The 22244-nt window shown below is 72.8% G+C and carries 21 protein-coding genes; 4 read left to right on the plus strand and 17 right to left on the minus strand.

Annotated features, from left to right (window positions below; all coding sequences use genetic code 11):
• Positions 1–127: 127 nt before the first annotated feature.
• Positions 128–1192, minus strand: a complete 1065-nt coding sequence (locus ACZ7LS_RS32770; protein WP_385137316.1) for an alkene reductase — start codon at positions 1190–1192, stop codon at positions 128–130.
• A 161-nt stretch (positions 1193–1353) separates the two neighbouring features.
• Here ACZ7LS_RS32770 and ACZ7LS_RS32775 point away from each other — a divergent pair, with 161 nt between their 5' ends.
• Positions 1354–1908: a MarR family winged helix-turn-helix transcriptional regulator gene (locus ACZ7LS_RS32775; RefSeq protein WP_382880018.1), complete on the plus strand. Its 555-nt coding sequence runs from the start codon at positions 1354–1356 to the stop codon at positions 1906–1908.
• 240 nt (positions 1909–2148) lie between these two features.
• Here ACZ7LS_RS32775 and ACZ7LS_RS32780 read toward each other — a convergent pair whose 3' ends face one another.
• The 12 genes from ACZ7LS_RS32780 to ACZ7LS_RS32835 all read right to left on the minus strand — a co-directional run bounded on the left by ACZ7LS_RS32780 (position 2149) and on the right by ACZ7LS_RS32835 (position 14349).
• Entirely contained in the window at positions 2149–3198 is a 1050-nt protein-coding gene (locus ACZ7LS_RS32780) for an aminotransferase class V-fold PLP-dependent enzyme (RefSeq protein ID WP_385137314.1), read from the minus strand.
• 69 nt (positions 3199–3267) lie between these two features.
• The gene (locus ACZ7LS_RS32785; protein ID WP_385137312.1) at positions 3268–4005 is read right to left on the minus strand and encodes a DsbA family oxidoreductase; all 738 of its coding nucleotides are present in this window, start codon (positions 4003–4005) and stop codon (positions 3268–3270) included.
• Between the two features lie 148 nt (positions 4006–4153).
• On the minus strand, positions 4154–4390 hold the full coding sequence (locus ACZ7LS_RS32790) for a hypothetical protein (RefSeq protein ID WP_382529913.1): 237 nt from the start codon (positions 4388–4390) through the stop codon (positions 4154–4156).
• A 236-nt stretch (positions 4391–4626) separates the two neighbouring features.
• Entirely contained in the window at positions 4627–4977 is a 351-nt protein-coding gene (locus tag ACZ7LS_RS32795; protein WP_382529912.1) for a hypothetical protein, read from the minus strand.
• A gap of 129 nt (positions 4978–5106) precedes the next feature.
• Complete coding sequence (locus tag ACZ7LS_RS32800; RefSeq protein ID WP_385137310.1) at positions 5107–6180, minus strand: FecCD family ABC transporter permease; 1074 nt, start codon at positions 6178–6180, stop codon at positions 5107–5109.
• Positions 6177–7208, minus strand: a complete 1032-nt coding sequence (locus ACZ7LS_RS32805; protein ID WP_385137308.1) for a FecCD family ABC transporter permease — start codon at positions 7206–7208, stop codon at positions 6177–6179. Before ACZ7LS_RS32805 ends, ACZ7LS_RS32800 begins: the two co-directional genes overlap by 4 nt.
• A 32-nt stretch (positions 7209–7240) precedes the next feature.
• Positions 7241–8290 carry an iron-siderophore ABC transporter substrate-binding protein gene (locus tag ACZ7LS_RS32810; protein ID WP_385137306.1) on the minus strand — a complete coding sequence of 350 codons (1050 nt, stop codon included), beginning with the start codon at positions 8288–8290 and terminating at the stop codon, positions 7241–7243.
• Positions 8291–8399: 109 nt separating this feature from the next.
• On the minus strand, positions 8400–9683 hold the full coding sequence (locus ACZ7LS_RS32815; RefSeq protein ID WP_385137304.1) for a cytochrome P450: 1284 nt from the start codon (positions 9681–9683) through the stop codon (positions 8400–8402).
• A 213-nt stretch (positions 9684–9896) separates the two neighbouring features.
• Positions 9897–11261, minus strand: a complete 1365-nt coding sequence (locus ACZ7LS_RS32820) for an SDR family oxidoreductase (RefSeq protein ID WP_382529902.1) — start codon at positions 11259–11261, stop codon at positions 9897–9899.
• Positions 11262–11464: 203 nt separating this feature from the next.
• Positions 11465–11971 carry a GNAT family N-acetyltransferase gene (locus tag ACZ7LS_RS32825; RefSeq protein ID WP_385137302.1) on the minus strand — a complete coding sequence of 169 codons (507 nt, stop codon included), beginning with the start codon at positions 11969–11971 and terminating at the stop codon, positions 11465–11467.
• 85 nt (positions 11972–12056) lie between these two features.
• Positions 12057–12674, minus strand: coding sequence for a DUF1349 domain-containing protein (locus ACZ7LS_RS32830; protein ID WP_382674951.1), 618 nt, complete (start codon positions 12672–12674; stop codon positions 12057–12059).
• Between the two features lie 142 nt (positions 12675–12816).
• Positions 12817–14349 (minus strand): aldehyde dehydrogenase (NADP(+)), encoded by a 1533-nt coding sequence (locus tag ACZ7LS_RS32835; RefSeq protein WP_382872012.1) that lies wholly within the window; start codon positions 14347–14349, stop codon positions 12817–12819.
• A gap of 238 nt (positions 14350–14587) precedes the next feature.
• Here ACZ7LS_RS32835 and ACZ7LS_RS32840 point away from each other — a divergent pair, with 238 nt between their 5' ends.
• Together ACZ7LS_RS32840 and ACZ7LS_RS32845 are read left to right on the plus strand one after the other, a co-directional pair.
• On the plus strand, positions 14588–15358 hold the full coding sequence (locus ACZ7LS_RS32840) for an IclR family transcriptional regulator (protein ID WP_382529895.1): 771 nt from the start codon (positions 14588–14590) through the stop codon (positions 15356–15358).
• A gap of 125 nt (positions 15359–15483) precedes the next feature.
• Positions 15484–16932, plus strand: coding sequence for a penicillin-binding transpeptidase domain-containing protein (locus ACZ7LS_RS32845; RefSeq protein ID WP_382872009.1), 1449 nt, complete (start codon positions 15484–15486; stop codon positions 16930–16932).
• A gap of 132 nt (positions 16933–17064) precedes the next feature.
• On the opposite strand, the gene ACZ7LS_RS32850 is transcribed toward ACZ7LS_RS32845, so the two are convergent.
• On the minus strand, positions 17065–18714 hold the full coding sequence (locus ACZ7LS_RS32850; RefSeq protein WP_385341730.1) for an amidase: 1650 nt from the start codon (positions 18712–18714) through the stop codon (positions 17065–17067).
• Positions 18711–19013, minus strand: coding sequence for a hypothetical protein (locus ACZ7LS_RS32855; RefSeq protein ID WP_382529889.1), 303 nt, complete (start codon positions 19011–19013; stop codon positions 18711–18713). The genes ACZ7LS_RS32850 and ACZ7LS_RS32855 overlap by 4 nt, the downstream gene beginning before the upstream one ends.
• Positions 19014–19231: 218 nt before the next feature.
• Between ACZ7LS_RS32855 and ACZ7LS_RS32860 the strand changes: the two genes are divergently transcribed.
• On the plus strand, positions 19232–19789 hold the full coding sequence (locus ACZ7LS_RS32860; protein WP_385136985.1) for an MFS transporter: 558 nt from the start codon (positions 19232–19234) through the stop codon (positions 19787–19789).
• Here ACZ7LS_RS32860 and ACZ7LS_RS32865 read toward each other — a convergent pair.
• Together ACZ7LS_RS32865 and ACZ7LS_RS32870 are read right to left on the minus strand one after the other, a co-directional pair.
• Complete coding sequence (locus ACZ7LS_RS32865; RefSeq protein ID WP_385136987.1) at positions 19772–20950, minus strand: hypothetical protein; 1179 nt, start codon at positions 20948–20950, stop codon at positions 19772–19774. The genes ACZ7LS_RS32860 and ACZ7LS_RS32865 overlap by 18 nt on opposite strands.
• Positions 20947–21996 (minus strand): 5-dehydro-4-deoxyglucarate dehydratase, encoded by a 1050-nt coding sequence (locus ACZ7LS_RS32870; RefSeq protein ID WP_385136989.1) that lies wholly within the window; start codon positions 21994–21996, stop codon positions 20947–20949. The genes ACZ7LS_RS32865 and ACZ7LS_RS32870 overlap by 4 nt, the downstream gene beginning before the upstream one ends.
• Between the last annotated feature and the right edge of the window lie 248 nt (positions 21997–22244).

A 22244-nucleotide genomic window follows, 5' to 3' on the forward strand; every position in this document is an offset into this window, starting at 1 on the left:
TCGTGCGCATACCCTCCCCCTCCCCCTCCCCCCCCCCTCCCCCCCCCCCCCCCCCCCCCCCCCCCCCCCCCCCCCCCCCCCCCCCCCCCCCCCCCCCCCCCCCCCCCTTCTCATCGGCCGGTCCGGGTCAGCTCTCCAGGGCCGGGTAGTCGATGTAGCCCTTGTCGTCGCCGCCGAAGAAGGAGGCCGGGTCGGGGGCGTTGTACGGGCCGCCCGCCTTGAGCCGGGCCGGCAGATCAGGGTTGGCGAGGAAGAGCGCCCCGAAGGAGAGCAGATCCGCGGTGCCGTCCTCGATCAGCGCCAGCTCGCCGGCGCCGGTGAAGCCCTCGGTCGCCGCGTTGAGGATGAGCGTCCCCGAGAACAGCTTGCGCAGCGCGACCGTCAGTTCACGGTTGTTCTCGATCAGATGCAGATAGGCGAGGCCGATCGGCTCCAGCTGCTTGACCAGCGCGGTGTACACGGGCTCCGGGTCGGGCTCCGACACGCCGTTGTACGGGTTGCCGGGCGAGACCCGGATCGCGGTCCGCTCGGCCCCGATCTCCGCCGCGACCGCGCGGGTCACCTCGACCGCGAAGCGGATGCGGGCCTCGTCGGAGCCGCCCCACTCGTCGGTGCGCAGATTGGAGTTGGGGGCCAGGAACTGATGGATCAGATAGCCGTTGGCGCCGTGCAGCTCGACCCCGTCGAAGCCGGCCTCGATCGCGTTGCGGGCCGCCGCGGCGAAGTCCGCGATGGTCTCGCGTACTTCGTCGGAGGTCAGCTCGCGCGGGGCGATGAAGTCCTTGGGGCCGTCATGCGTGAAGACCTGCCCCGGCGCGGCGACGGCGGAGGCGCCGACCGGGACCAGGCCCTCCGGCAGCAGGACCGGGTGGCCGATCCGGCCCGCGTGCATGATCTGCGCGAAGATCTTGCCGCCCTTGGCGTGTACGGCGTCGGTGACCTTGCGCCAGGCCGCGATCTGCTCCGTGCTGTGCAGTCCGGGAGTGTCGGGGTAGCCCTGACCGACCACGGACGGCTGGGTGCCCTCGGTGATGATCAGCCCCGCCGAGGCCCGCTGCGCGTAGTACTCCACCGTCGAGTCGGTGGGCGAGTGACCGGGGCCGAAGGCGCGGCTGCGGGTCATCGGGGCCATGGCGATGCGGTTGGTGAGCTGCGTACCCGACAGGTCGATCGGGTCGAACGCGGTGGTCATGGGGGCTCCCCTAGCGGTCGTGAAAGGACGGGACGAACGAGCGCGGCGCTGCGGCGCGACACACGGCAGACACGTTATGTGGTCGGCCAAGTAATCAACCGCCCGTCACCCTAGTCCATTCCCGGGGTCGATAATTGGCCGACCAAGTTAAACTCGTCACCATGACTTCGGACCCGCCCACGACCTCCGGCGACCCCGCCTGTCCCGTCGGACCGCCCGGCGCCGCGCGCGGCGGCCCGGTCAGCCACGCCCTCTCCCGGGTCGCCCGGCTGCACCGCATCGCCGCGGGGAAACTGCTGCGGCGCACCGGCCTCTACCCGGGGCAGGAGTTCCTGATGATGCATCTGTGGGACGCGGACGCGGTACGGCAGTCCGAGCTGATCAAGGCGATGGATCTGGACCCCTCGACGGTCACCAAGATGCTCCAGCGGCTCGACCACGCGGGGTACGTAGAGCGCTCCGCCGACCCCCAGGACCGGCGCGCCGTACTGGTCACGGCCACCGGCGACAGCTGCGCGCTGCGCTCCGAGGTGGCGGACGCCTGGACGGAGCTGGAGAAGCACACCCTCGCGGGACTCGACGACGCCGAACAGGCGGAGCTGGCCCGGCTGCTCGCCAAGGTCGAGGCCAACCTCTGCGGGGTGACGGCGGACTGCCCGGAACGGTCGTCAGTCCATCCGGCCGGCCGCGGCGAAGGCGGCCGGTGCGATCAGTGACGCCGTCTCGTCCAGGGCTCCCGGGTCCTCCGTGAGCCCGCTGGTGGCGATGCGGACATGGGGGGCGGTCGTACGCGACGCGGAAGCGGCTGCCGGGTGAGACGGTGACGCCCCGGGAGGTGCTCGACCACCCCTCCCACGAACGGACCCGGGGCTTCCTGGGACGTTCCTCCAGGGCCTGTCCGGCCGGAGAGCAGGACCGCACCTGGACGCGTACGTCCGGAGTCCCGCCGGCCGCCCTCAGCCGGCGAGCACGTCCAGCGCCCGGTCCACGTCGGCCGTCGTGTTGTAGAGGTGGAACGACGCCCGCACGTACCCGGCGCGGAGCGACACCGCCACCTTGGCCCGGCGCAGATCGGGGTGGCGGTGCGTCAGTCCCGGGACGGACACGATCGCCGACTCGCCGGGCACCGGCTCATGGCCGAGCCCGGTCAGCCCCGCGCGGAAGCGGGCGGCGAGCGCGGTGTCATGAGCGTGGATCGCGTCGACGCCGATCTCCTCCAGCAGCGTGAGGGACCGCTCGGCGCCGTAGTACGAGAGGAAGGCCGGCGGCTCGTCGAAGCGACGCGCGGTGGTGGCCAGCCGCTCGACGGGCCCGTACGTACTGCCCCAGACGTCCTCGGCGGCCAGCCAGCCCGCGTGCCGGGGCGTCAGTGCCTCCTGGGCCTCCTCGGTCACGGTGAGGAAGGACGTACCGCGCGGGCAGAGCAGGTACTTGAACCCGCCGGTCACGGTGTAGTCGTACGCCCCGGCGTCCAGCGGCAGCCAGCCGGCCGACTGGCTCGCGTCCAGCAGCGTACGGGCGCCGTGCGCCGCCGCGGCGGCCCGGAGCGCGGGCAGATCGGCGACCCTGCCGTCAGCGGACTGCACCGCGGAGAAGGCCACCAGCGCGGTGCCCGGCCCCACCTCCGCGGCCAGCTTCTCCAGCGGCGCGTACCGGAGCACGAGGTCACCGCGGACCGCGAAGGGGGTGACGACCGAGCTGAACTCGCCCTCGGGGAAGAGGACTTCGTCGCCGGGCCGCAGGGCGGACGCGATCAGTCCGACATGGACGGCGACCGAGCCGCCCACCGCGACGCGCTCGGCGGGCACCCCGGCCAGCCGCGCGAAGGAGTCGCGCGCGGCGCCCACGGTCTCGAAACTGCCCGCGCCCTCACCGCCCCGGCCGGTCCCGTTCTCCCTGGCCAGCGCCTGCACGGCCTCGACCGACCTGCGAGGCAGCAGACCGCAGCTCGACGTATTCAGATATGTCGTATCCGGCGCGAACTCTGCGCCTCCCAGGGAGTCCATGAACCCACCCTGGAACCCGGCCACCTCATAGTCAATCGCGCATGGCTGAAGGGCACTCCCAAGCAATCCTTATGAATGGGCCCCGGCCTGCGGAATCGCGCAGGAGCCGTCGGCGCCGTCCGTGTCACAGACCGCCGCGTCCGCCGACGCCCCGCCGACGGGGGTGATCACCCGCCCCTGCCACGCCTGCTCAAGCGCCTGCGTGAACACCTCGGCGGGCTGCCCGCCGAAGACGCCGTAACGCCGGTCGAGCACGAAGAACGGCACGCCGTTCGCGCCCAGTTCGGCCGCCTCGCGCTCATCGGCCCGCACCGCGTCGGCGTACGCGTCCGCGTCGGCAAGCACCCCGCGGGCCTCCGCCTCGTCCAGACCGGCCTCGACGGCGAGGGCCACCAGGGTCTCCTGGTCGTAGACGGAGCGCTCCTCGGCGAAGTTCGCCCGGTAGGCGAGGTTCAGCAGTTCGTCCTGGCGGCCCCTGGCCTTGGCGAGATGCAGCAGCCGATGGATGTCGAAGGTACTGCCGTGATCGCGCCCCTCGATCCGGTACCCGAGCCCCTCGGAGCGCGCGTTGGCGGCGACGCCCTCCTCCATGGCGAGCGCCTCCGTACGGCTGCGCCCGAACTTGGCCGCCAGCATGTCGACGACCAGCCCGGTGTCCCCCTTGGCGCGCCCCGGATCCAGCTCGAACGACCGGTGCACCACCTCGACCTCGTCCCGGTGGGCAAAGGCGGCGAGCCCCTTCTCGAACCGGGCCTTGCCGATGTAGCACCAGGGACAGGCGATGTCGCTCCAGATCTCGACGCGCATGTTTCCGCTTCTCTCCAGGGTCGTGGGTGTCGTTGCCGAAGGTCTGCCGGAGGCAGCCTCCGGCGCTACGGCAACGCGTCCGCGGCCCGTGGGATTCCCGGCCCGCCCCAGGCCCCCCGGCCCCCCGGCCCCTCGGCCCCCCGGTCCCTCACGGGACGTCGTGCGGCACCTGGTGGATGTACGAGGCGCCGCAGGCGTGGCAGAGGGGCCGCCCCGCGGGTGTGCCCCACGCGTGCGCACTCTGTCTGGCGGCGTCCGGCTCCAGTTCGCGCCCGCACAGCGCGGTCGTCCCGTCCAGTCGTGCCATGTGCCAGACCTCGAACCGGGGTTCCGGGTCATGGGGTGAGGCGCCCTCCGCGTACTCCGCGCGCATTTCGTATTCCATGCTGGGTCTCCTGTTCGGCGTCATGGCCCACGGAAAGTACTGGCCCACGGAATGTACTGGCCCACGGAAAGTACTGACCCGCGGAACGACGACGCATGATTGCCCGCTTTCCCGGACGGTTGAAACAGCGGCCACTCCCTCCCCCGAGGACCGGTGAATTCCAGGACAGCGGAATGCCCCGCCCGGCTCGGTGAGCCGGACGGGGCGGGGCGCTTTCGTCGGGAACGCCAGGAACGCTAGGAACGCTGGAAGAACACGACGGACCGCAGCTTGAGACGCTCGCTCGCCGAGCCGCCGGGGCGCAGGCTGTACTGCTCGCCGTCGCAGTCCGGACCGGTGAAGACGAGCGCGGAGGCCGTCGTGTGGTTGCGGGGCGTATGCGCGGGCGGTACGTATTCACCGGCGGCTTCCGGGATGGTGACGCAGACCCGGTCGCCGGGGTTCACCACTCCCCCGACCCGCGGCTTTCCCGCGATGTCCGTATAGATATAGGTGAATTCGCCTTCGGCCGCGGAAGCGGAGCCGGGTACGGCGACAAGCAGGGCGAGGGCGCCGATGGCGGCGGCCAGAGTGGTGCGAGGACGCATGCGGAGTGACTCCTTCGTCGTGACGCCATGAGGCTCCACGACATGGCCCGAGCGCGGAGGCTCAAAGGCCGGTGCGTCACCCGAAAGCAGTCGGGAAATCGCTCTTCTGTGCGCCCGCCGGCGCCGCCGTCACAGTATTCCTCTTCTCCATTCGCGGATCAGCAGATATCCGAGGTACACGCCCCCGACGGCCATCGTGTAAATGCCGGCGGGCAGATCCTCGAAGAGGGGCAGCCGCTGCGCCGCGAGATCCGCGAGCACCAGCAGCAGCGCGCCGGCCAGCGCGGACAGCGTCAGATGCGGGCCGGAGCCGCGGGTGAGCCGCTTGGCGGTCTGCGGCGCGACCAGCGCGACGAACGCGATGGGGCCCGCGACGCCGACCGCTCCCGCCGAGAGCACGATCGACAGGGTGACGGCGACGCTCTTCGTCGTCCCCGGCCGGGAGCCGAGCCCGCCCGCGAGCTCGTCGCCCATCTCGCCGATGCCGAGACGGCGTGCGATGAGCGCGGTGAGCGGCGCCACGACCAGCAGCACGAGCCAGATCGTCCCGGCGTCGTCCCAGGACCGCGCCGCCAGGCTGCCGTTGACATAGGCGGTGAGGACGGACGCCTTGTCCCGTTCCACCGCGTAGACCACGTACTGGATGACCGCCGTGGCGATCGCGGCGACCCCGATACCGGCCACGACGAGCCGCCCGGGGTTCCGGAATCCGCTTCCGGTCGATACGTACACCAGCACCATGGCGAGTACGGCACCGGCGAGCGCGCCCATCGGTACCGGCAGCGCCCCCGGCAGGAACAGCGCCACGATCGCGGCGCCGGCCCCCGCCCCGGCGTTGAGCCCGATCACGTCGGGGCTGCCCAGCGGGTTACGGGTGACGGACTGGAAGAGCGCGCCCGACAGGCCGAGCGCCGCGCCGGTGCCCACCGCGACCACGAGCCGCGGGCCGCGCAGCCGCTCCAGGACGAACGCGTCCTTCCCCTGCGCTCCGCCCGTGACGGCGCCCGCGAGATCGGCGAGCGGGATACCGAGCCGCCCCAGCGAGAGTGTGGCGACCGCGCCCGCGACGATCAGGAACAGCAGGACGGCCGCGGTGATCACCGAGACACGGCGGACGGGCAGCGCCACGACGCGACCGATCGTCAGACAGCCGGGCGGCCGGGCCGTTGCCCCGGTCCGGGACGCGGTCCTGGGCGTCGTCATGCGGTCCCCCTCATCCGGCGTACGGCGTAGAGCAGCGCGGGCGCCCCGATGAACGCGGTCACCACACCGACCATCAGTTCCTGTGGGCGCAGGACGACCCGGCCCACCACATCCGCCAGGAGAAGCAGCGCGGGGCCGGCGACGGCCGAGAACGCGATCTGGAGCCGGAAGTCGACCCCGACCAGCGCCCGCACCAGATGCGGCACGGCCAGTCCCACGAAGGCGATGGGGCCGACGGCCGCGGTGGCCGCCGCGCTCAGCAGCGTCGCCGCGAACAGTCCGGCCCCGCGCACGAGCGCCGGGTGTGCCCCGAGGGACGCGGCGGACTCGTCGCCGAGCGCCATCGTGTTGAGGGCGGGGCCCAGCAGCAGGGCGATCACCAGCCCGAACGCGGCGAACGGCAGCACCGGCAGCAGGACGTCGAAGTCCCTGCCGCCGAGGGCGCCGACCACCCAGTAGCGGTAGCTGTCGAAAACCTTCAGCCGGCTCAGTGTGACGGCCTGGATGAACGCCATCAGCACAGCGGAGAGCACCGCCCCCGCGAGCACCAGCCGCACCGGGGTCGTACTCGCCCCCGCCGATCCGATGGCGTGGACGACAAGTCCGGCGAGCAGGGCGCCGGGCAGCGCCCACCACATGGTGTCGATGGCGCCCGAGGCCCCCAGGAACGCGGTCGCGGCGACGACGCTCGCGGCGGCGCCCGCGTTGATGCCGAGGAGCCCGGGGTCCGCCAGCGGGTTACGGGTGACGCCCTGCGTCAGGGTGCCGGCGACGGCGAGACAGAGCCCGGCGAGCAGTCCGAGCGCGGTCCGCGGGTAGCGGCTCTCGACGACGGTGGTGACATACGGGTCGGCGGTGCCGGACAGTACGCCGAGGACGTCGCCGAACGAGGTGGTCCTGCTGCCGAACATGACGCTCGCGAGCAGGGCGCACGCCAGCACGGCCACCCCGATGAGCAGGGCGTACACCCGCCGTGAGGTGCTGGTCCGCCCGCTCCTGGCACGTCTCTCCGGGCCGGCTCGGGTCATGGGCCGTACTCGACGCACCGGTCGGGTCCGGCTCACCGGCCGAGCTTGGCGACGGCCTTGTCGATCAGCGGCAGATAGCGGTCGATGACCCAGGGGACCGTGAGCGGGTTGATGATCGACGACGCCGTGACGAAGGAGTTGTCGGCACTGGCGACCACGGAGCCGCGCCTGACGGCCGGGATCGCGGCGTACAGCTTCTGCGCCTCGGTCTCCTCGCGGGTCTTGGCGTCGGTGTAGAACGTGAAGACAAGATCGCTGCCGGCGAGCTTCTCGGCGTTCTCCAGGCCGATCAGCGCCGAGTCGGTGCCCTTGGTCTCCTTGAAGGTGTTCACGACCGGGTCGACGGTGAGCCCGAGGGACGACACCATCTCGACCCGCTGTTCCTCGCTCTGGAACACACCGAGGGTGCCGGGCCCGGAGGTGTAGATGTACGAGAACGAGACGTCCTTGTACGTCGGCCGGGTCGCGGCGGCGTCGGCGAACTGCTTCTCGATCTCCGAGATGAGGGTCTTCGCCTCGGCGGGCTGCCCCAGCGTCTTGGCGATGATCTCGATCTGCTCGTCCCAGTTCGTGCTCCACGCCAGATCGGGGTAGGCGACGGTCGGCGCGACGTCCGAGAGGATGTCGAACTGCTCCTGGGTGACGCCCGACCACGGGGCCAGGATCACATCGGGTTCGAGCTCGGTGACGGCCTCCAGGTCGATGTCCTCACCCCCCGCGAACTGGGTCGGCAGCTGGTCGCCCGCCTTGGTCACGGCCTCGTGGATCCACGGCAGATAGCCGGTCCTGTCGCTGCCCCACGCATAGCTCTCGATGCCCACCGGTGTGTGGCCCAGCGCGATGGCCGTCTCGGCCGACCCCTGCCCCAACGTGACGACGCGTTCGGGCTGTGCGGGTATCTTCGCGTCGCCGAGGGCGCTCTTGATCGTGGCCGGAAAGGCTCCGGCCCCGTCGCTCCCGGCCGAGGCGGCGGCGGGCTCCGGGTCGCTCGACGAGCAGCCGCCGAGAACGAGCGCGAACGCGGCGGCGGTGGCCGAGGCGGCGAGCGTCCGACGACGCGCGCGGGTGAACCAGGCTGGCATGCGTGTCCTTCAGGTTGTCGTGGGCAGCACGGACACACCCACGATCACAGATACTTAGGCAAGCCTAAGCTAAGTAGAATCTGTCTCTTCCACCGGCCCCTGCGAGCGCCTACAGGGTCCGGGGGCAGGTGTCCGCGGGAAGCCGGTCGAGCCGGCGCAGACAGGTGCCGTGCCAGGTGAGTCCGTCGGGAGGGGCGGCGAGACTCAGCCCCGGGAAGCGGCGGAAAAGGCCCGTCAGCGCCTCGTGCACGAGCCGGCGTCCGAGCGCCGCGCCGAGGCAGTAGTGGGGGCCGTGCCCGAAGGAGAGATGACCTGCGACGGTACGGCGGTGCGCGTCGGCCCGCGCCGGGTCGCCACGCAGCGGGTCGGCGCGCAGCGGGTCCGGCCAGGCGGCGGGGTCGAGGTTGGCCGCGAGTACGGACGTGACGACCACGGCGCCGCGCGGCAGCGGAATGCCCGCGAGCACGCAGTCGTCCCGGGTGAACCGCCAACCCGTGTGCTGGAAGGGCGGGTTCAGCCGCAGGATCTCCTCGGTGACCGCCGTCGTGTACGCGGGGCCGCCGCCGTGACCGGTGCCGAGACCGTGCCGCACCTCGGGGCGCCGCAAGGCCATGAGGGCGCCTGACGGGACGACGGTGGAGAGTGAGTCGACCGTACCGATCAGCAGCATGCCGAGCATTCCGGCCAGTTCGGCGTTGCCGATCCGCCCGGTCTGCCGGGCGTGCAGCAGCGCCGTGGCGGCACTGGGGTCCGGGGAGCGGCGCGCGGCGCCGATGATGTGCAGGACGGTCTGGGCGAAGACGTGGTGGGCCGACCGGGCCTCCTCGGTGCCCGGGACCGCGCCACTGGCGGCGAGGGCGGCCGTCACCGCCGCGTCGCGCCGCTCGGGGACGATACCGAGGATCTCCCCGGCCGTCGCCCCGGCCAGGGGCAGGGCGAGATCGGTGACGATGTCGATCCGGCCGCGCCCGGCCAGCGAGCCGATGATCCGGTCCAGCGCGTCCCGCAGCCGCGCGCCCGTACGCTCCGTCGCGGCGGCGGTGAAGTACGGCGCGACGATACGGCGCAGCCCGCGGTGGCGTTCCCCGGACGCGGAGAGCAGCTGCGGCGCGTGGGCGAAGAAGTCCTCGGGGTAGCGGCGGTCGGGGAAGCCCTGTACCGGCCCGCCCACCTCACCGATGTCATTGGTCAGCCGGGGGTCGGTGAGAACGCCGCGCGCGACGGCGGGGCCGGTGGCGGCCCACGCGCGCAGACCGCCGCCGAGCGTGACCGGGCGCAGGGCGGGCCCGTCCGGTGCGGTGAGGCGCCGCGCGGCGGCGGTGAATCCGCGCTCGTGCAGGGCCGGACAGGCCAGCGGGACCGGCCCCTGGGCCGGCGAGGGCGCGCCCGTCATGCGGTGGTGAGGACGAGGGCGGCGTGACGCGCGGTCATGAGGCCCCGGCCGCTGTCGCACGCGGTCGCCCGACGACGTCCGTGGCCCGCGTGGCCCGCGCCGGCGTCACGGCCGCCGCGAAGTCCGCCCCGGTCCCGGGGAGTTCGCGGCCGAGAACGGTGAACCGGTCTCGCGTCGAATCGCTGATGGTGTCTCCTCGGGTGGCCGGCCGCGTCAGCGGGCCATGGCGGGCGGGGTGAGTGCGGCGTCCAGATAGGGGTTGTCGACCGGCGCCGGGGGACGGACCAGCCGACGGCGCTCCAGCTCGCACAGGCTGGTGCGTTCGTAGCGCCGCCGCGGCCCGAGATAGGCCGTGGCCTCGGCGCCGTACAGATCCACCGCACGCTCCAGGCCGCTGGGGTAGGGCCGGTCGGAGACCAGCGCGAGGCGCAGCCAGGGCACGCGGCGCTGGAGCGCCTCGTTCACGCGCGTCACCGGCGTCTCGGTCGGATGCACGATGTGGTGGACGCGCGCCCCGGGCGGTGCGTCCGGCGTGCTCGTGGTGGTGGTCACCTGCTCGGCGAGGCGCAGCATCGCGCGGGCCGCGTCATCGACCTGCAGCAGGTTGATGCTGGCGTCCGGAGCGCCCAGCAGCCGGATCGTCAGTCGTCCCGTGGCGTCGAGCGGCGCGGAGGACTCGACGAGGGCCCGGGGGCCGTGCCTCAGGAAGAGGGTCAGCTTGGCGGCCAGCACGGCGTAGGTGTGCTGCGGTGCGCAGGGCAGCGCGGCCCGGTCGCTGATCAGCACACTGGGCCGGAAGACCGTGGCGCTCCGGCCCCGCGTACGCGCCCACTCATGGACCAGCCGCTCGGCTCGGTGCTTGGACTCCTCGTACGGCGTGAGAAAGCCGTCGGCCTGCAACTGCCGTTCGGGTACGAGGCCGTCGAAGCGTGCTCCGGCGACGAACGCGGTGCTGACATGGAACAGATGCGGGGCGCGGCGGCCGGCCGCCGCCAGTGCGAGGATCTGCCGGGTGCCCTCCACATTGGTCCGGTGCAACTCCCAGGCGTCTCCGTGCAGTTTGGTCAGGGCGGCACAGTGCAGAACGGCGTCCACACTGTCCGCGAGCGTCTGGAACTCGCCCTCGGACAGGCCGAGCCGGGGGCGGTCGAGGGTGATCTGGACGGCACGCACCTGACGCGCCACCCGCTGTACGGTCTCGGCCGGCGCCCCGGCCGAACGCAGGGCCAGCATGAGCGAGGCCATGGCCCGGTGCGCGGGCTTGCGCACCAGCGCCACCACCCGGGTGCCCTGCGGCAGCAGATGCAGCAGCAGGTACGAGGCGAGGAAGCCGGTGGCTCCGCTGACGGCGATCGTGGAGCCGGCCAGGGCGGGGGTGGCCGAGTCGGGACCGGGGGCCGGGCCTGGCGTTTCGGACGCGGGACCAGGGGCCGGACCAGGCCTTTCGGATCCCGGGCCGGGGGCCGGACCGGGCCTTTCGGGCCGGCGGCCGGGGGCCGGGCCGGACGCCGCGACGTGGGGTTCGCCGGGTTCGCCGGGTTCGTCGGGGTCCGGGTCGGGCAATTCAGGGTCGGGCATGCCGTCTCTTCACATTCTTCGCGGGGAGCGTCCACTCGCTCGGAGACCCACTCATGGCCACGGAGTTCACCCGGAGCCGGCTCACGAGGAGACCGAACCTATCCCGGCCGACCGGTCTTTAACCGCTCCTTATGCGCCACTCGATGACCTTCCACCCCATCGGGTGACTTACCCGCTGTACACATTGCCCTCCGGGCCGGCCATCAAGGCTCCGGGACCTCGAACCGCAGTACGAGGTGGGTGTCATGGCGCGGCTGGTGCGGGTCGGGGTACCAGCCCTGGCGGGCGTAGAAGGACTGGGCGCGCGTGTTGTGCTCGTACACCTCAAGCCGTGCCGTACCGGCGCCGGCGCGCTGCCAGGCGCCGACGCACGCGGCGTGCAGCGCGCCGCCGATGCCGCGGCGCCATCTCGCCGGGGCGACATGGAACTGGGTGAGCGTCAGGACGCCCTCGACCGGGCGGTACGCGGCGATGCCCGTGAGCACGGTGTCGTCCAGGGCACAGAGGACCGCCGCCTCCGGGTCCTCCCCGGCGAGGGCCCGCGCCCACCCCGCGCGGGTACGGGCACGCTCGGCCGGGCCGTCGTAGTCGTCCTCCGGCAGATGGCCGCGGTAGTACGTGGCACGGGCCTCGGCGTGCAGAGCCGCGACGGCGTCGAGGTCGCCCGGCACCGCGGTCCTGATCGCCGGGGTGCTCATGGGCTGGGTCATGGGGATGTTCACAGGGCCGGGGACGCGCCGGGAGCGGCGGCCGGTTCCCCGGCGCGCGGTGGCGCGCCCCCGGCGCGGTGGGGTCTCAGCTGCCGTCCCGCGCGTCCGCGAGCCCCTCCGGCCGGAAGGCGATCCTGTCGTAGGTGACCTCGCACCCGTCGCCCGTGGGCGACTGCGCCAGGAAGCCGACGCGCGCCGCCGCGGCCTGCTCGGCCGTGCCCAGCGTGAACACCCGGACGAAGGTCCACCGCTCGCCGTCCGGGGAGGCGTGGAAGGCGAACGCCCGGCCGGTGCGGCTGATCCGCAGCCAGTGGCTGTCGCCGTCCACCACGAAGGAGTTGGCGTCGTCGGAGTGGCCGCGGGTGACGACCGTACAGATCGTCGGGCGCTCCGGGGACAGCTCCAGGCAGAGCTTCGCCCAGTTCCGCGCGTCGGCCTCCAGGGTGAGCACCCCCGCGTCGAAGGCGGCGGCGAAGCCGACCGTGACGCGGGCGATCAGCTGGAAGTCGCCGTCCGGGGTGCCGAGCAGACGGGGCGCGTCGGAGGCGGGCTCCAGGGACGCGCCCGCCGGTGGTACGAAGCGGTCCTGACGGGCGCCCGCCCGGCCGGTGAGCGCTCCGTCCGCGTAGTGCCACGCGCCCTCGGGGCCGTACGGCCGCAGCGGGAACGGCAGTCCTGGCAGGTCGATCGTCCGGTCATTCATATGCTCGGCTCACCGTTCTCGGCTCACAGTTCTCGACTCGACTCTCCATGCCGTGCTCCCCGTGCCGTACTCCCCATGCCGTGCTTCCCATGTCGTGCTTCCCATGTCGTGCTTCCCATGCTCGGCGCCCGGCTCTCGTGGGTCAGTTCTCCGGACGGCCGTCCACCCGCCGCGGCAGGTCCAGGGGGTTGTCGTCGCGCAGCTCCGGCGGGAGCAGCGCGGCCGGGGTGGACTGGTACGAGACCGGGCGCAGCCAGCGCTCGATCGCCGTGGCACCGACCGAGGTGGAGGTGGAGGTGGTGGCCGGGTAGGGGCCGCCGTGGTGCTGTGCGGGCGCGACGGCGACACCGGTCGGCCAGCCGTTGACCAGGACGCGTCCGGCCAGCGGGGTCAGTTCCGCGAGCAGTCCGGCGGCGCCGGGCGCGGTTCCGTCGGCCTCCTCCTCGGCGAGCTGGAGGGTGGCGGTGAGGTTGCCGGGGAGCCGCGAGAGCACCGAGGTGATCTCGTCCCGTGAGGTGTACCGCGCGACGACGGTCACCGGTCCGAAGCATTCCTCCAGCAGCAGATCGTGCGCTCCCCCGGTGGCCAGCAGCTCCGCGTCCACGGTCAGGAAGCCCGCGCTGACCGTGTGTTCGCCGCCGGCGCCTGGCGTGATCGGGGCGTCCACGCCGGGCAGTGCGGCCCGTTCGCGTACGCCCGCGACGAAGGCGTCCCGCATCCGGTGGTCGAGCAGTACGCCGGGCTCGGTCTCGCTGACGGCCGCCGTCAGGGACTTCACCAGCCGGTCGCCCCGCTCACCGGCCGGGGCCAGGACGAATCCGGGCTTGGTGCAGAACTGCCCCTCCCCCAGCGTCATCGAGCCGGCCAGCCCCGCACCGATCTGCTCGGCGCGCTCGGCCGCGGCGGCCTCGGTGATCACGACGGGGTTGAGGGAGCCCAGCTCGCCGTGGAAGGGGATGGGCGTGGGCCGGGCGGCGGCGGCGTCGAAGAGCGCGCGTCCGCCGCGGACGGAACCGGTGAAGCCGGCCGCCGACACCAGCGGGTGGCGTACCAGCTCGACGCCCGCCTCGAAGCCGTGCACCAGAGTCACCACGTCCTCGGGCAGCCCCGCCGCCGCGGCGGCCCTGCGCAGCACGGAGACGCACAGTTCGGAGGTGGCGGGGTGGTCCGGGTGCGCCTTGACGACCACGGGGCAGCCCGCCGCGAGCGCGCTCGCGGTGTCGCCGCCCGGCACGGAGAAGGCGAGCGGGAAGTTGCTCGCGGAGTAGACGGCGACGACCCCGAGCGGCACCTTCCAGCGGCGCAGATCGGGCCAGGGCGGGGTGCGGTCCGCGTCGGCGTGGTCGATGCGGATGTCGAGGAAGGCCCCCTCGTCGACGACCTCCGCGAAGGCCCGCAGCTGGGCGGTGGTCCGGGCGAGTTCGCCGGTGAGCCGGACGGGGCCGAGCGCGGTCTCCGCGTCGGCGGCCTCGATGATGTGCCCGCCCGCCTCGTCGAGCAGATCGGCCGCCGTACGGAGCAGAGCGGCGCGCGCGGTACGGTCGGCGAGCGCCGTACGAGCGGCGTGCGCGCCGCGCACCGCGCGGTCGACCTCCTCCGCCGTCGCCTCGTGCGCGACCTGCTCGCGCTGCTTCCCTGTTCGGGGGTCGACACTCCAGACTGATGCTGCTGCCACCGCGACTTTCCTTCCCGACGTACCGACGTACCGACGTACCGAAGTTCCCGATGTTCCCGATGTACTGACGTACCGACCGAGCGGGCGACGTACGGACCGTTGCCACCTCTCGGAACTTGTTCGGTATTCTGAACAGAGTTCTAGATGGTGAATCCTTAGGGACTCTATTTCCGCGCGTTCCGTGTGGTCAAGAGTGGTCAGGAGAGCAAGTCCAGTGGGCGAGAAGGGGCGAGGAACGATGTCGAGCGCGGAGACCGGTGGGGCACAAGTGAAGTCCGCTGTGCGGACGGTGGAGCTGCTGGAGTACTTCGCGGGACGCCCCGGCATGCACTCGCTCGCCGCCGTCCAGGAAGCGGTCGGCTACCCCAAGTCCAGCCTCTACATGCTGCTGCGCACGCTCGTCGAGCTGGGCTGGGTGGAGACGGACGCGACGGGCACGCGGTACGGCATCGGCGTACGGGCGCTGCTGGTCGGCACCTCGTACATCGACGGTGACGAGGTCGTCGCCGCCGCCCGCCCCACGCTGGACCGGCTCTCCGACGACACCAGCGAGACCATCCACCTCGCGCGGCTCGACGGCACGAACGTCGTCTATCTCGCCACCCGCCAGTCCCAGCACTATCTGCGGCCGTTCACCCGGGTCGGCCGCCGGCTGCCCGCCCACTCCACCTCGCTCGGCAAGGCGCTGCTGGCCACCCACAGCGACGAGCAGGTGCGCAAGCTGCTGCCGGAGACCCTGCCCGCCCTGACCGAGCACACCATCACCGACCGCGAGAAGCTCATCGAGGAGCTGCACACCGTACGCGAGCAGGGCTACGCGGTGGACCGCGAGGAGAACACGCTCGGGCTGCGCTGCTTCGGTATCGCCATCCCCTACCGGACACCGGCGCGGGACGCGATCAGCTGCTCGGTGCCGGTGGCCCGGCTCACCCCCGGACACGAGCAGATGATCAAGGACACGCTGTTCGACGCGCGCGACCGGCTCACGCTCGCCACCCGGCGGCTCTGACCTGCCGGGTCCCGGACAGGTCCCCGGCCCGCCCGCCCCCGGCTTGAGGGATCGCGGATGAGGAATTCCTGAGAAGCGTGCGGGGCGGGAACGCCGTCCGCGCCGCCGCTCGTCCCTCATACGGGATGAACAAGACGATCAGACACACGGCGGTCATCTGTCTGCTGCTGGTGCTCGCCCTGCTGGTGCGGGCCACCTGGGTGCAGGCGTACGAGGCCAGGGCCCTCGCGGACGACAAGCACAACCGGCGGAACATCATGGCGCAGTACGCGCAGCCGCTCGGTGACATCATCGTGGCCGGCTCGCCGGTCACGGGCTCCAGAAAGACGGCGAGCGGCGATCTGGCGTACGAGCGCACGTACACGGACGGCGCGCTCTACGCGCCCGTCACGGGCTACAGCTCACAGGCGTACGGCTCCACCCAGCTGGAGGGCATCTACTCCGGCGTCCTGGACGGGACGGACAGCCGGCTGAAGAACCCGCTGGACGCGATCATGGGCAAGCAGACCGCGCCGGGCGATGTCCTGACGACGATCGACCCCGCCGTGCAGGAGGCCGGATACCGCGCGCTGGGCGGCAAGAAGGGCGCGGCCGTCGCGATCGACCCGGCGACCGGCCGGGTGCTCGCCGTGGTCAGCACCCCTTCGTACGACCCCACGGAGATCAGCGGCACCACCGACGGCGACGCCTGGAAGCGGCTCACGGGGGACGCGGAGAAGCCGCTGGTCAACCGCGCCCTGCGACAGCCGCTGCCGCCGGGCTCGACATTCAAGCTGGTGGTCGCGGCGGCGGCGCTGGAGGACGGTCTGTACGGCTCGGTCGACGAACGGACCGACAGCCCCGATCCGTACACCCTGCCCACCACGACCACCGTCCTGCGCAACGAGAACAGCTCCGCGCCATGCGAGAACGCCACCCTCCGCACCGCCCTCGAATACTCCTGCAACACCGTCTTCGCGAAGATGGCCGACGACCTCGGCCAGGACAAGGTGCGGGCGATGGCGGAGAAGTTCGGCTTCGGCGACACCACACAGGACATGCCGGTGCGCGCCTCGGAGAGCGTGTATCCGTCGGGCATGGACCCGGCGCAGACGGCGCTGACGGGGATCGGCCAGTTCGATGTGACCGCGACCCCGCTCCAGATGGCCATGGTCTCGGCGGCCCTCGCCCATGACGGGCTGCTCGCGGCGCCGCACATGGTGTCGAAGGTGGTGGACGCGGGCGGGGACACGCTCCAGTCGTACCAGGACGGCGATACGCGGCGGATCGTCTCCTCGTCGACGGCCGAGCAGCTGCGCAGCGCGATGGTCACGGTCGTCGAGGACGGTACGGGGACGAACGCGCGGATCGACGGCGCCGAGGTGGGCGGCAAGACGGGCACGGCGCAGCACGGCGTGGACAACGTCAACACGCCGTACGCGTGGTTCACCTCGTACGCGAAGGACTCGTCCACCGGCAAGGAGGTGGCCGTGGCGGTCGTCGTGGAGGACTCGGGCGCGGCGCGTTCGGAGGTCAGCGGGAACGGTCTGGCCGCGCCGATCGCGCAGAAGATGATGACGGCGGCGCTGAAATGACCATGACCGGGTGAGCTGAGATGACCTGCCCGAGGTGACCGGGCGACCGGGTTCCCCCTTCTCCCCCCCGGCCGTGCGCGCCCTGTGGCACGGCCGGGGGGAGAGGGATCGAGCAGGACCGGTCGAGGACCGCTACGCGCTCCGGGCCGCCGCCTCCTCGGCCGTGAGCCGCGGCCGGCCCGCGCCCGCCGCGCGCCGGGCGCTCGGCCCGGGGGCCGCCGGGGCCGCGGGGTCGGCGGGACGCCGGGTGTGCCAGTCGGTCACCGCCTGATAGGCCGCCGCGACCTCCAGCAGCCGGTCCTCCTCGTACGGCGCGCCGCCGAGGATGACCCCGGACGGAAGCCCCGCGGTGAACCCGATGGGGAACGCGATCTCCGGCAGCCCGAGGATGTCGAACGGCACGGGTCCCGTCTGGAGCAGCACGTCGCAGCGGGACAGAACACCGTCGAGGACCTCGCGGAGCAGATGGTTCTTGGCCCGCTGCGCGGTGATCCACTCGTCGCCCGAGAGCATCAGCCCCTGGAGCCAGCTGAGCAGCGAGACGCCGAACAAGGCCGGGTCCTCGCGCAGCCAGTGCCGGAACGGCTCCGTCCGCTCGGACAGCCGCGCGTCGTTGAACGTGCCGGTCAGCAGCGCCCAGTCGGCCGGATAGGTGATGTCGACCAGCGTCACGCCGGGGAGGGCGTCGAGCCGGTCGAGGAACGCCCCGCGCACCGCCGTCTCGGCGCCGAGGAAGTCCGCGGGCACCCCGATCCGGGTGGCCCTGCGCATCCGTACGGCGCCGCCCCGCGAGACCACCGGGGTCGCGGCCCGTACGAGATCGGGCAGGCGGGGCAGGCCGAGCGTGCGCGGGTCGTGCGCGTCGGGCCCCGCCATCACGGCGAGCATCAGCGCCGCGTCCATCGCGTCGCGCGCCAGCGGTCCCGGATGGTCCCGGGTGTACGACAGGGGGATCACGCCGTACGCGGAGATCCGGCCCATGGTGGGCTTCAGCCCGGTGAGGTTCTGCCGGTTGGAGGGCAGGACGATGGATCCGCCCGTCTGCGTACCGATGGAGGACGAGGCCAGCCGGCCGGCGACCGCGCAGGCGGGACCGGTGGAGGAACCGCCAGGATCGGTGGCCGGGTTGTCCGGCGTCCACGCGTTGACGGTGGTGACCGTCCCGTTCGGGGTGGTCGCGCGGGTGGTGGCGAGCGGGCCCATCTGGCCCTTGCCCAGGACGATGCCGCCCGCGGCGGTGAGCCGCGCCACGGCGGTGGCGTCGTGGCCGGGGACGAGGTCCGCGAAGATCTGGGAGTTGCAGCGCGTCGGCACACCGCGCGTGAAGTAGTTGTCCTTGACGCAGAGCGGGATGCCGGTCAGCACCCCGCGCCGGCCGCCGCTCCGGTCGGCCCTGCGCGCCGCGGCGAGCGCGGCCTCGCCGGTCACCTCGGCGTACGCCTGATAGGTGGAGTCGTAGGTTTCGATCCTGTCGAGATACGCCTCGACGAGGGTGGTGGACGTCAGCTTGCGGCGGCTCATCAGGACCGCGGCCTCGGCGAGGGTCGCCTCCGTGGGGTCGCGGCGCGCCGCGTCACGCACCTCGATGCCGGCCGCGTCGAGGTCGGGGACGTACGGCGTGGCACTCCTGGCGCTCTCGGCGGTCTTGGCGCTCTCGGCGCTCTTGGCACTCGCCGGGGAGAGGGCGGCGGCGGGCGGCGCGAGGGCGGTGCCGCTCACGACGGCGCCGGTCACGGCCGCCGAACCGGCCAGGAAGATCCGGCGGTTGACGGCGCGGCTCATCGTCCGTCCGCCTTTCCTGTCCACGCCTCGGTGATCGACGGATAGAGCAGCGGCGGCGCGGCCTGCTGCGCGTACGCGGCGGCCGGCGCACCGCTCACCGGCGGCGTCCAGCCCGCTATGGCCGCGGGAACCGTGGCCACGAAGGTCCGCAGCGAGCGCAGCGCCTGGTCACGGGTGGGCACGCCGGTAGCGGGGTCGAACCGCGTGGGCAGCAGATCGAGGTCGACGCCGGCCAGCGCCAGCCTGGTCCGTATGTAGGCGTCCAACTGCTCCTGTGCGGGTGGCTGAGGCTGGCTCAACGGAACCTCCGGAAGGTGCGTGCCGTGCGGGGGGTGCAGGCTGGACTTCATCAGCCGTCGATGACTGCCCCATTGAGCACATGCTTCACGGGCGTTACGGAGAACGCTCAGCCCCCCACCGGCCCGGTGCCGCACGGAGCCGCCCCGATGCCGCGCTGAGCCGCCTGGAGCCCGTCCAAGGCCCTTTCCGTATCCGGGAGTAGGGCGAATCGCCCGATGTGCCGACCGCGTCCTCAGAGGCCACGCTGACGCCCGTACAGCCCACACAGCCCGTACGGCCCGTACGGCCCGTACAGGAGACGTGCGGGAGGCGCACGGGAGTGCAGGGCGCCGGGTCCGTACTGGCGGGGCTGGTGGCGGGCCCGCTGCTGCGGCGGCGGCCGGAGAGGGTGTTCGCCGCCGCCGGTATCGCGCTGTTCGCGACGGCCGTGGCGGCGCGGGCGCTGCCGTACGACGCGGTGGTGCCGGCGAGCGCCGCCGGGGTCGGCGCCGGGCTGCCGTGCGTGCTGATCGCGGCGCTGACGGCGGTGCGGCGCGAGGTCCCGGCCGCGGTCGTGGGCCGGACGGCGGCCACCGCCCACACGCAGATGTATGTGCCCAACGCACTGGTGCTCGCGCTCGGCGCGGGGCTGATCGCGCTGGCCGACCCGGCCGTACTGCTGCCGCTGACCGGAGCGGCCGGGCTGCTCACCGCATGGGCGCCGGCCGCCCCCGGTCACGCGCGGAGGAAGACCCCGCGACAGCGTCCGCCCGGTGGCTCAGCCACCGAGGTCTGAGAGCGCCTTCGTGACGGTCTTCAGATCCGTGTCCGACGCCAGTCCCGCGTGGTACAGCCGCAGTTCGGTGGCGCCGAGCGCCCTCGCCCGCGCCGCGTCGTCGGCGAGAGCGGCCGGTTGGCCGCCCATGCCCGTGACGACCGTGAAGTTGGCGGCCAGGACGGATTCCCCGGTGGCGTGTCCGGCGAACGGGCTCAGCATCGCCTCCGCCGCGCCCCCCGTACAGGGCAGGACGACCCCGTCCGCGACCCCGAGGATGTGCGCCGGGTCCACCCCGGCGTTGGCGCCGACGTGGTACGACGCCGGATCGGCGTGCAGCAGCACCTGGAAGCCGGGCCCGGCTGCCGCCCGTACGGCCGCGACCGCCCGCTCCTGGAGCGTACGGGCGACCGAACCGCGCCACTCGGCGGTGACGGCGGCGAGATCCGCGCCGAGGAGCTTCTCGACGGAGGACCAGCCCGACTCGGCGGAGCCGGTGGCCCAGACGGGCCGCAGCGCGCTGCGCACGGCGGCGGCCAGTTCGTCGGGCGGGGCCCCGAGGCCCGCGTATCCCTCCCGGCAGACGGCGCAGAAACAGAGTGACATCAGGTACTGCGCCGCGTCGCCGAGGCCGACGCCCGCGATCTTGTCGTGGGCGTGCAGATGCGCGAGCCCGTACCAGCCGCAGGACTCCAGCTCGGTACCGCGCGCCCCGGGGCGTACGGCCGCCTCGGCCGCCAGCTCCACCAGATACGCGCCGGTCTCGGGCCTGGCGACGCAGGGCGCCCAGGGATAGCGGTCGCCGTAGGCGTTCACCACGGAGGTGCCGGGATGCTCCGCGCCGAGACGGGAGTTGTGCGCGAGGACCACCCAGCTGTGCACGTCGAGTCCGGCGTCGGCCAGAGCCGCCGCGGCCTCGCCGTACGCGTCGCCGGGGGCCCAGGACCCGGCGGGGTACGGGCGCAGTTCGTGGCGCGCCCAGCGGGCGTCGTCCACCGGGTAGAGGACGGCGCTGTGTTCCGCGGTGACCACGCGGTGGCGCGGATGGCGCGGGGTCAGCGCGCGGGTGGAGTGGTAGGCGGAGGCGAGGGTGACCTGCCGGACGCCGAGGTCGGCGATCCTGGCGGGGGCGTCGGGATCGCCGAGCACGTCCCAGGGGTAGAGGAAGGCCGAGGTCTTCACGCGGCGCCGCCTTCCGTGCCGGTCCCGGTGCCCGCGCGGTCCGGGTCCGCGCTTCCGTCCGCGCTTGCGTTCTCGTTCCCGTCCGCGCGTCCGTCCTCGCCTCCGTCGCCGCTCCGCAGCGCGGCCCGGCCCCGCTCGATGATCTCGGCCAGCTCCTTGATGTGCGCGGGCTGCGGTTCGCTCAGCGGCGGCCGTACCTCCCCGACCTCCCGTCCGCCCAGCCGGACGCCCGCCTTGACGAGCGAGACGGCGTATCCGCGTCCCTTGCCGCGCAGTTCGACCAGGGGGCGGTAGAAGCCGTCCAGCAGACGGTTCACGGTGGCGTCGTCGCCGGTGGTCAGCGCCCGGTGGAAGGCGAGCGCGATCTCGGGGACGAAGCAGAAGACGGCGGAGGAGTAGAGCGTGACGCCGATGCCCCGGTAGGCGAGGCCGGTGAGTTCGGCGGTGGGCAGGCCGTTGAAGTAGAGGAAGTCGCGGTCCGGCTCCTCGGTGCGTACGGCGCTGATGATGCGCTGCATCAGTTCGAGGTCGCCGTATCCGTCCTTGAGGCCGACGATGCCGTCCACCCGGGCGAGTTCCACGACGGTCTCGGGGGTGAAGACGGCGTTGTCGCGCTGGTAGACGATCGTCTCCAGCGAGGTGGCGCCCGCCAGCGCGGTGTAGTGGCGCAGCAGGCCCTCCTGGTCGGCGACGACCAGATAGGGCGGCATCGCGAGCAGTCCGTCCGCGCCGGCCTCCTCGGCGATCCCCGCGTACTGGACGGCGAGCGCCGTGCCGTAGCCCGCGCCGGCCACGACCGGGACGCGGCCCGCGGTCTCCTCGACGGCCACGGCCACGCAGGCGCGGAACTCCTCCGGCGTGAGGGCGTGGAACTCGCCGGTGCCGCAGCACGCGAAGACGGCGGCGGCCCCCGCGGCGACACCTTCGCCGACATGCGCGCGGTACGCGTCGAGGTCGAGCGCGCCGTCGGGCCCGTACGCGGTGACGGGGAAGAACAGCGGCCCGGCCACGTGTGTCAGGCGGGCGGTGAGCGGGGCTGAGGTCACGGGCGCTCCCTGGGCCATGCGTCGAGCGGCGACCGCTCGTGCACAATTGTGATCGATGTCCATATCTCTGAACAACGCCACGCTAGGGCAGTCGCGGACCGCGGGTCAAGACGGAAAACCGCAACCCAGAGGCGGATTCCCGCCCTCCGGACGAGACTTGACGGTACTCCGCCCCACTCCTTAGTTTGTCCACGCATGTGAATTCCATCCACGGGTCTGAGTCCAGAAATCCGTGCGTCCGGCCCGAG

The sequence above is a fragment of the Streptomyces sp. NPDC039430 genome (assembly GCF_055639435.1).

Excerpts from the sequence above, each read along its gene's own strand:
- ACZ7LS_RS32770 (WP_385137316.1), bottom strand. The coding sequence starts at position 1,192 with ATGACCACCGCGTTCGACCCGATCGACCTGTCGGGTACGCAGCTCACC.
- ACZ7LS_RS32775 (WP_382880018.1), top strand. The coding sequence starts at position 1,354 with ATGACTTCGGACCCGCCCACGACCTCCGGCGACCCCGCCTGTCCCGTC.
- ACZ7LS_RS32780 (WP_385137314.1), bottom strand. The coding sequence starts at position 3,198 with ATGGACTCCCTGGGAGGCGCAGAGTTCGCGCCGGATACGACATATCTG.
- ACZ7LS_RS32785 (WP_385137312.1), bottom strand. The coding sequence starts at position 4,005 with ATGCGCGTCGAGATCTGGAGCGACATCGCCTGTCCCTGGTGCTACATC.
- ACZ7LS_RS32790 (WP_382529913.1), bottom strand. The coding sequence starts at position 4,390 with ATGGAATACGAAATGCGCGCGGAGTACGCGGAGGGCGCCTCACCCCAT.
- ACZ7LS_RS32795 (WP_382529912.1), bottom strand. The coding sequence starts at position 4,977 with ATGCGTCCTCGCACCACTCTGGCCGCCGCCATCGGCGCCCTCGCCCTG.
- ACZ7LS_RS32800 (WP_385137310.1), bottom strand. The coding sequence starts at position 6,180 with ATGACGACGCCCAGGACCGCGTCCCGGACCGGGGCAACGGCCCGGCCG.
- ACZ7LS_RS32805 (WP_385137308.1), bottom strand. The coding sequence starts at position 7,208 with ATGACCCGAGCCGGCCCGGAGAGACGTGCCAGGAGCGGGCGGACCAGC.
- ACZ7LS_RS32810 (WP_385137306.1), bottom strand. The coding sequence starts at position 8,290 with ATGCCAGCCTGGTTCACCCGCGCGCGTCGTCGGACGCTCGCCGCCTCG.
- ACZ7LS_RS32815 (WP_385137304.1), bottom strand. The coding sequence starts at position 9,683 with ATGACGGGCGCGCCCTCGCCGGCCCAGGGGCCGGTCCCGCTGGCCTGT.
- ACZ7LS_RS32820 (WP_382529902.1), bottom strand. The coding sequence starts at position 11,261 with ATGCCCGACCCTGAATTGCCCGACCCGGACCCCGACGAACCCGGCGAA.
- ACZ7LS_RS32825 (WP_385137302.1), bottom strand. The coding sequence starts at position 11,971 with ATGACCCAGCCCATGAGCACCCCGGCGATCAGGACCGCGGTGCCGGGC.
- ACZ7LS_RS32830 (WP_382674951.1), bottom strand. The coding sequence starts at position 12,674 with ATGAATGACCGGACGATCGACCTGCCAGGACTGCCGTTCCCGCTGCGG.
- ACZ7LS_RS32840 (WP_382529895.1), top strand. The coding sequence starts at position 14,588 with ATGTCGAGCGCGGAGACCGGTGGGGCACAAGTGAAGTCCGCTGTGCGG.
- ACZ7LS_RS32845 (WP_382872009.1), top strand. The coding sequence starts at position 15,484 with ATGAACAAGACGATCAGACACACGGCGGTCATCTGTCTGCTGCTGGTG.
- ACZ7LS_RS32850 (WP_385341730.1), bottom strand. The coding sequence starts at position 18,714 with ATGAGCCGCGCCGTCAACCGCCGGATCTTCCTGGCCGGTTCGGCGGCC.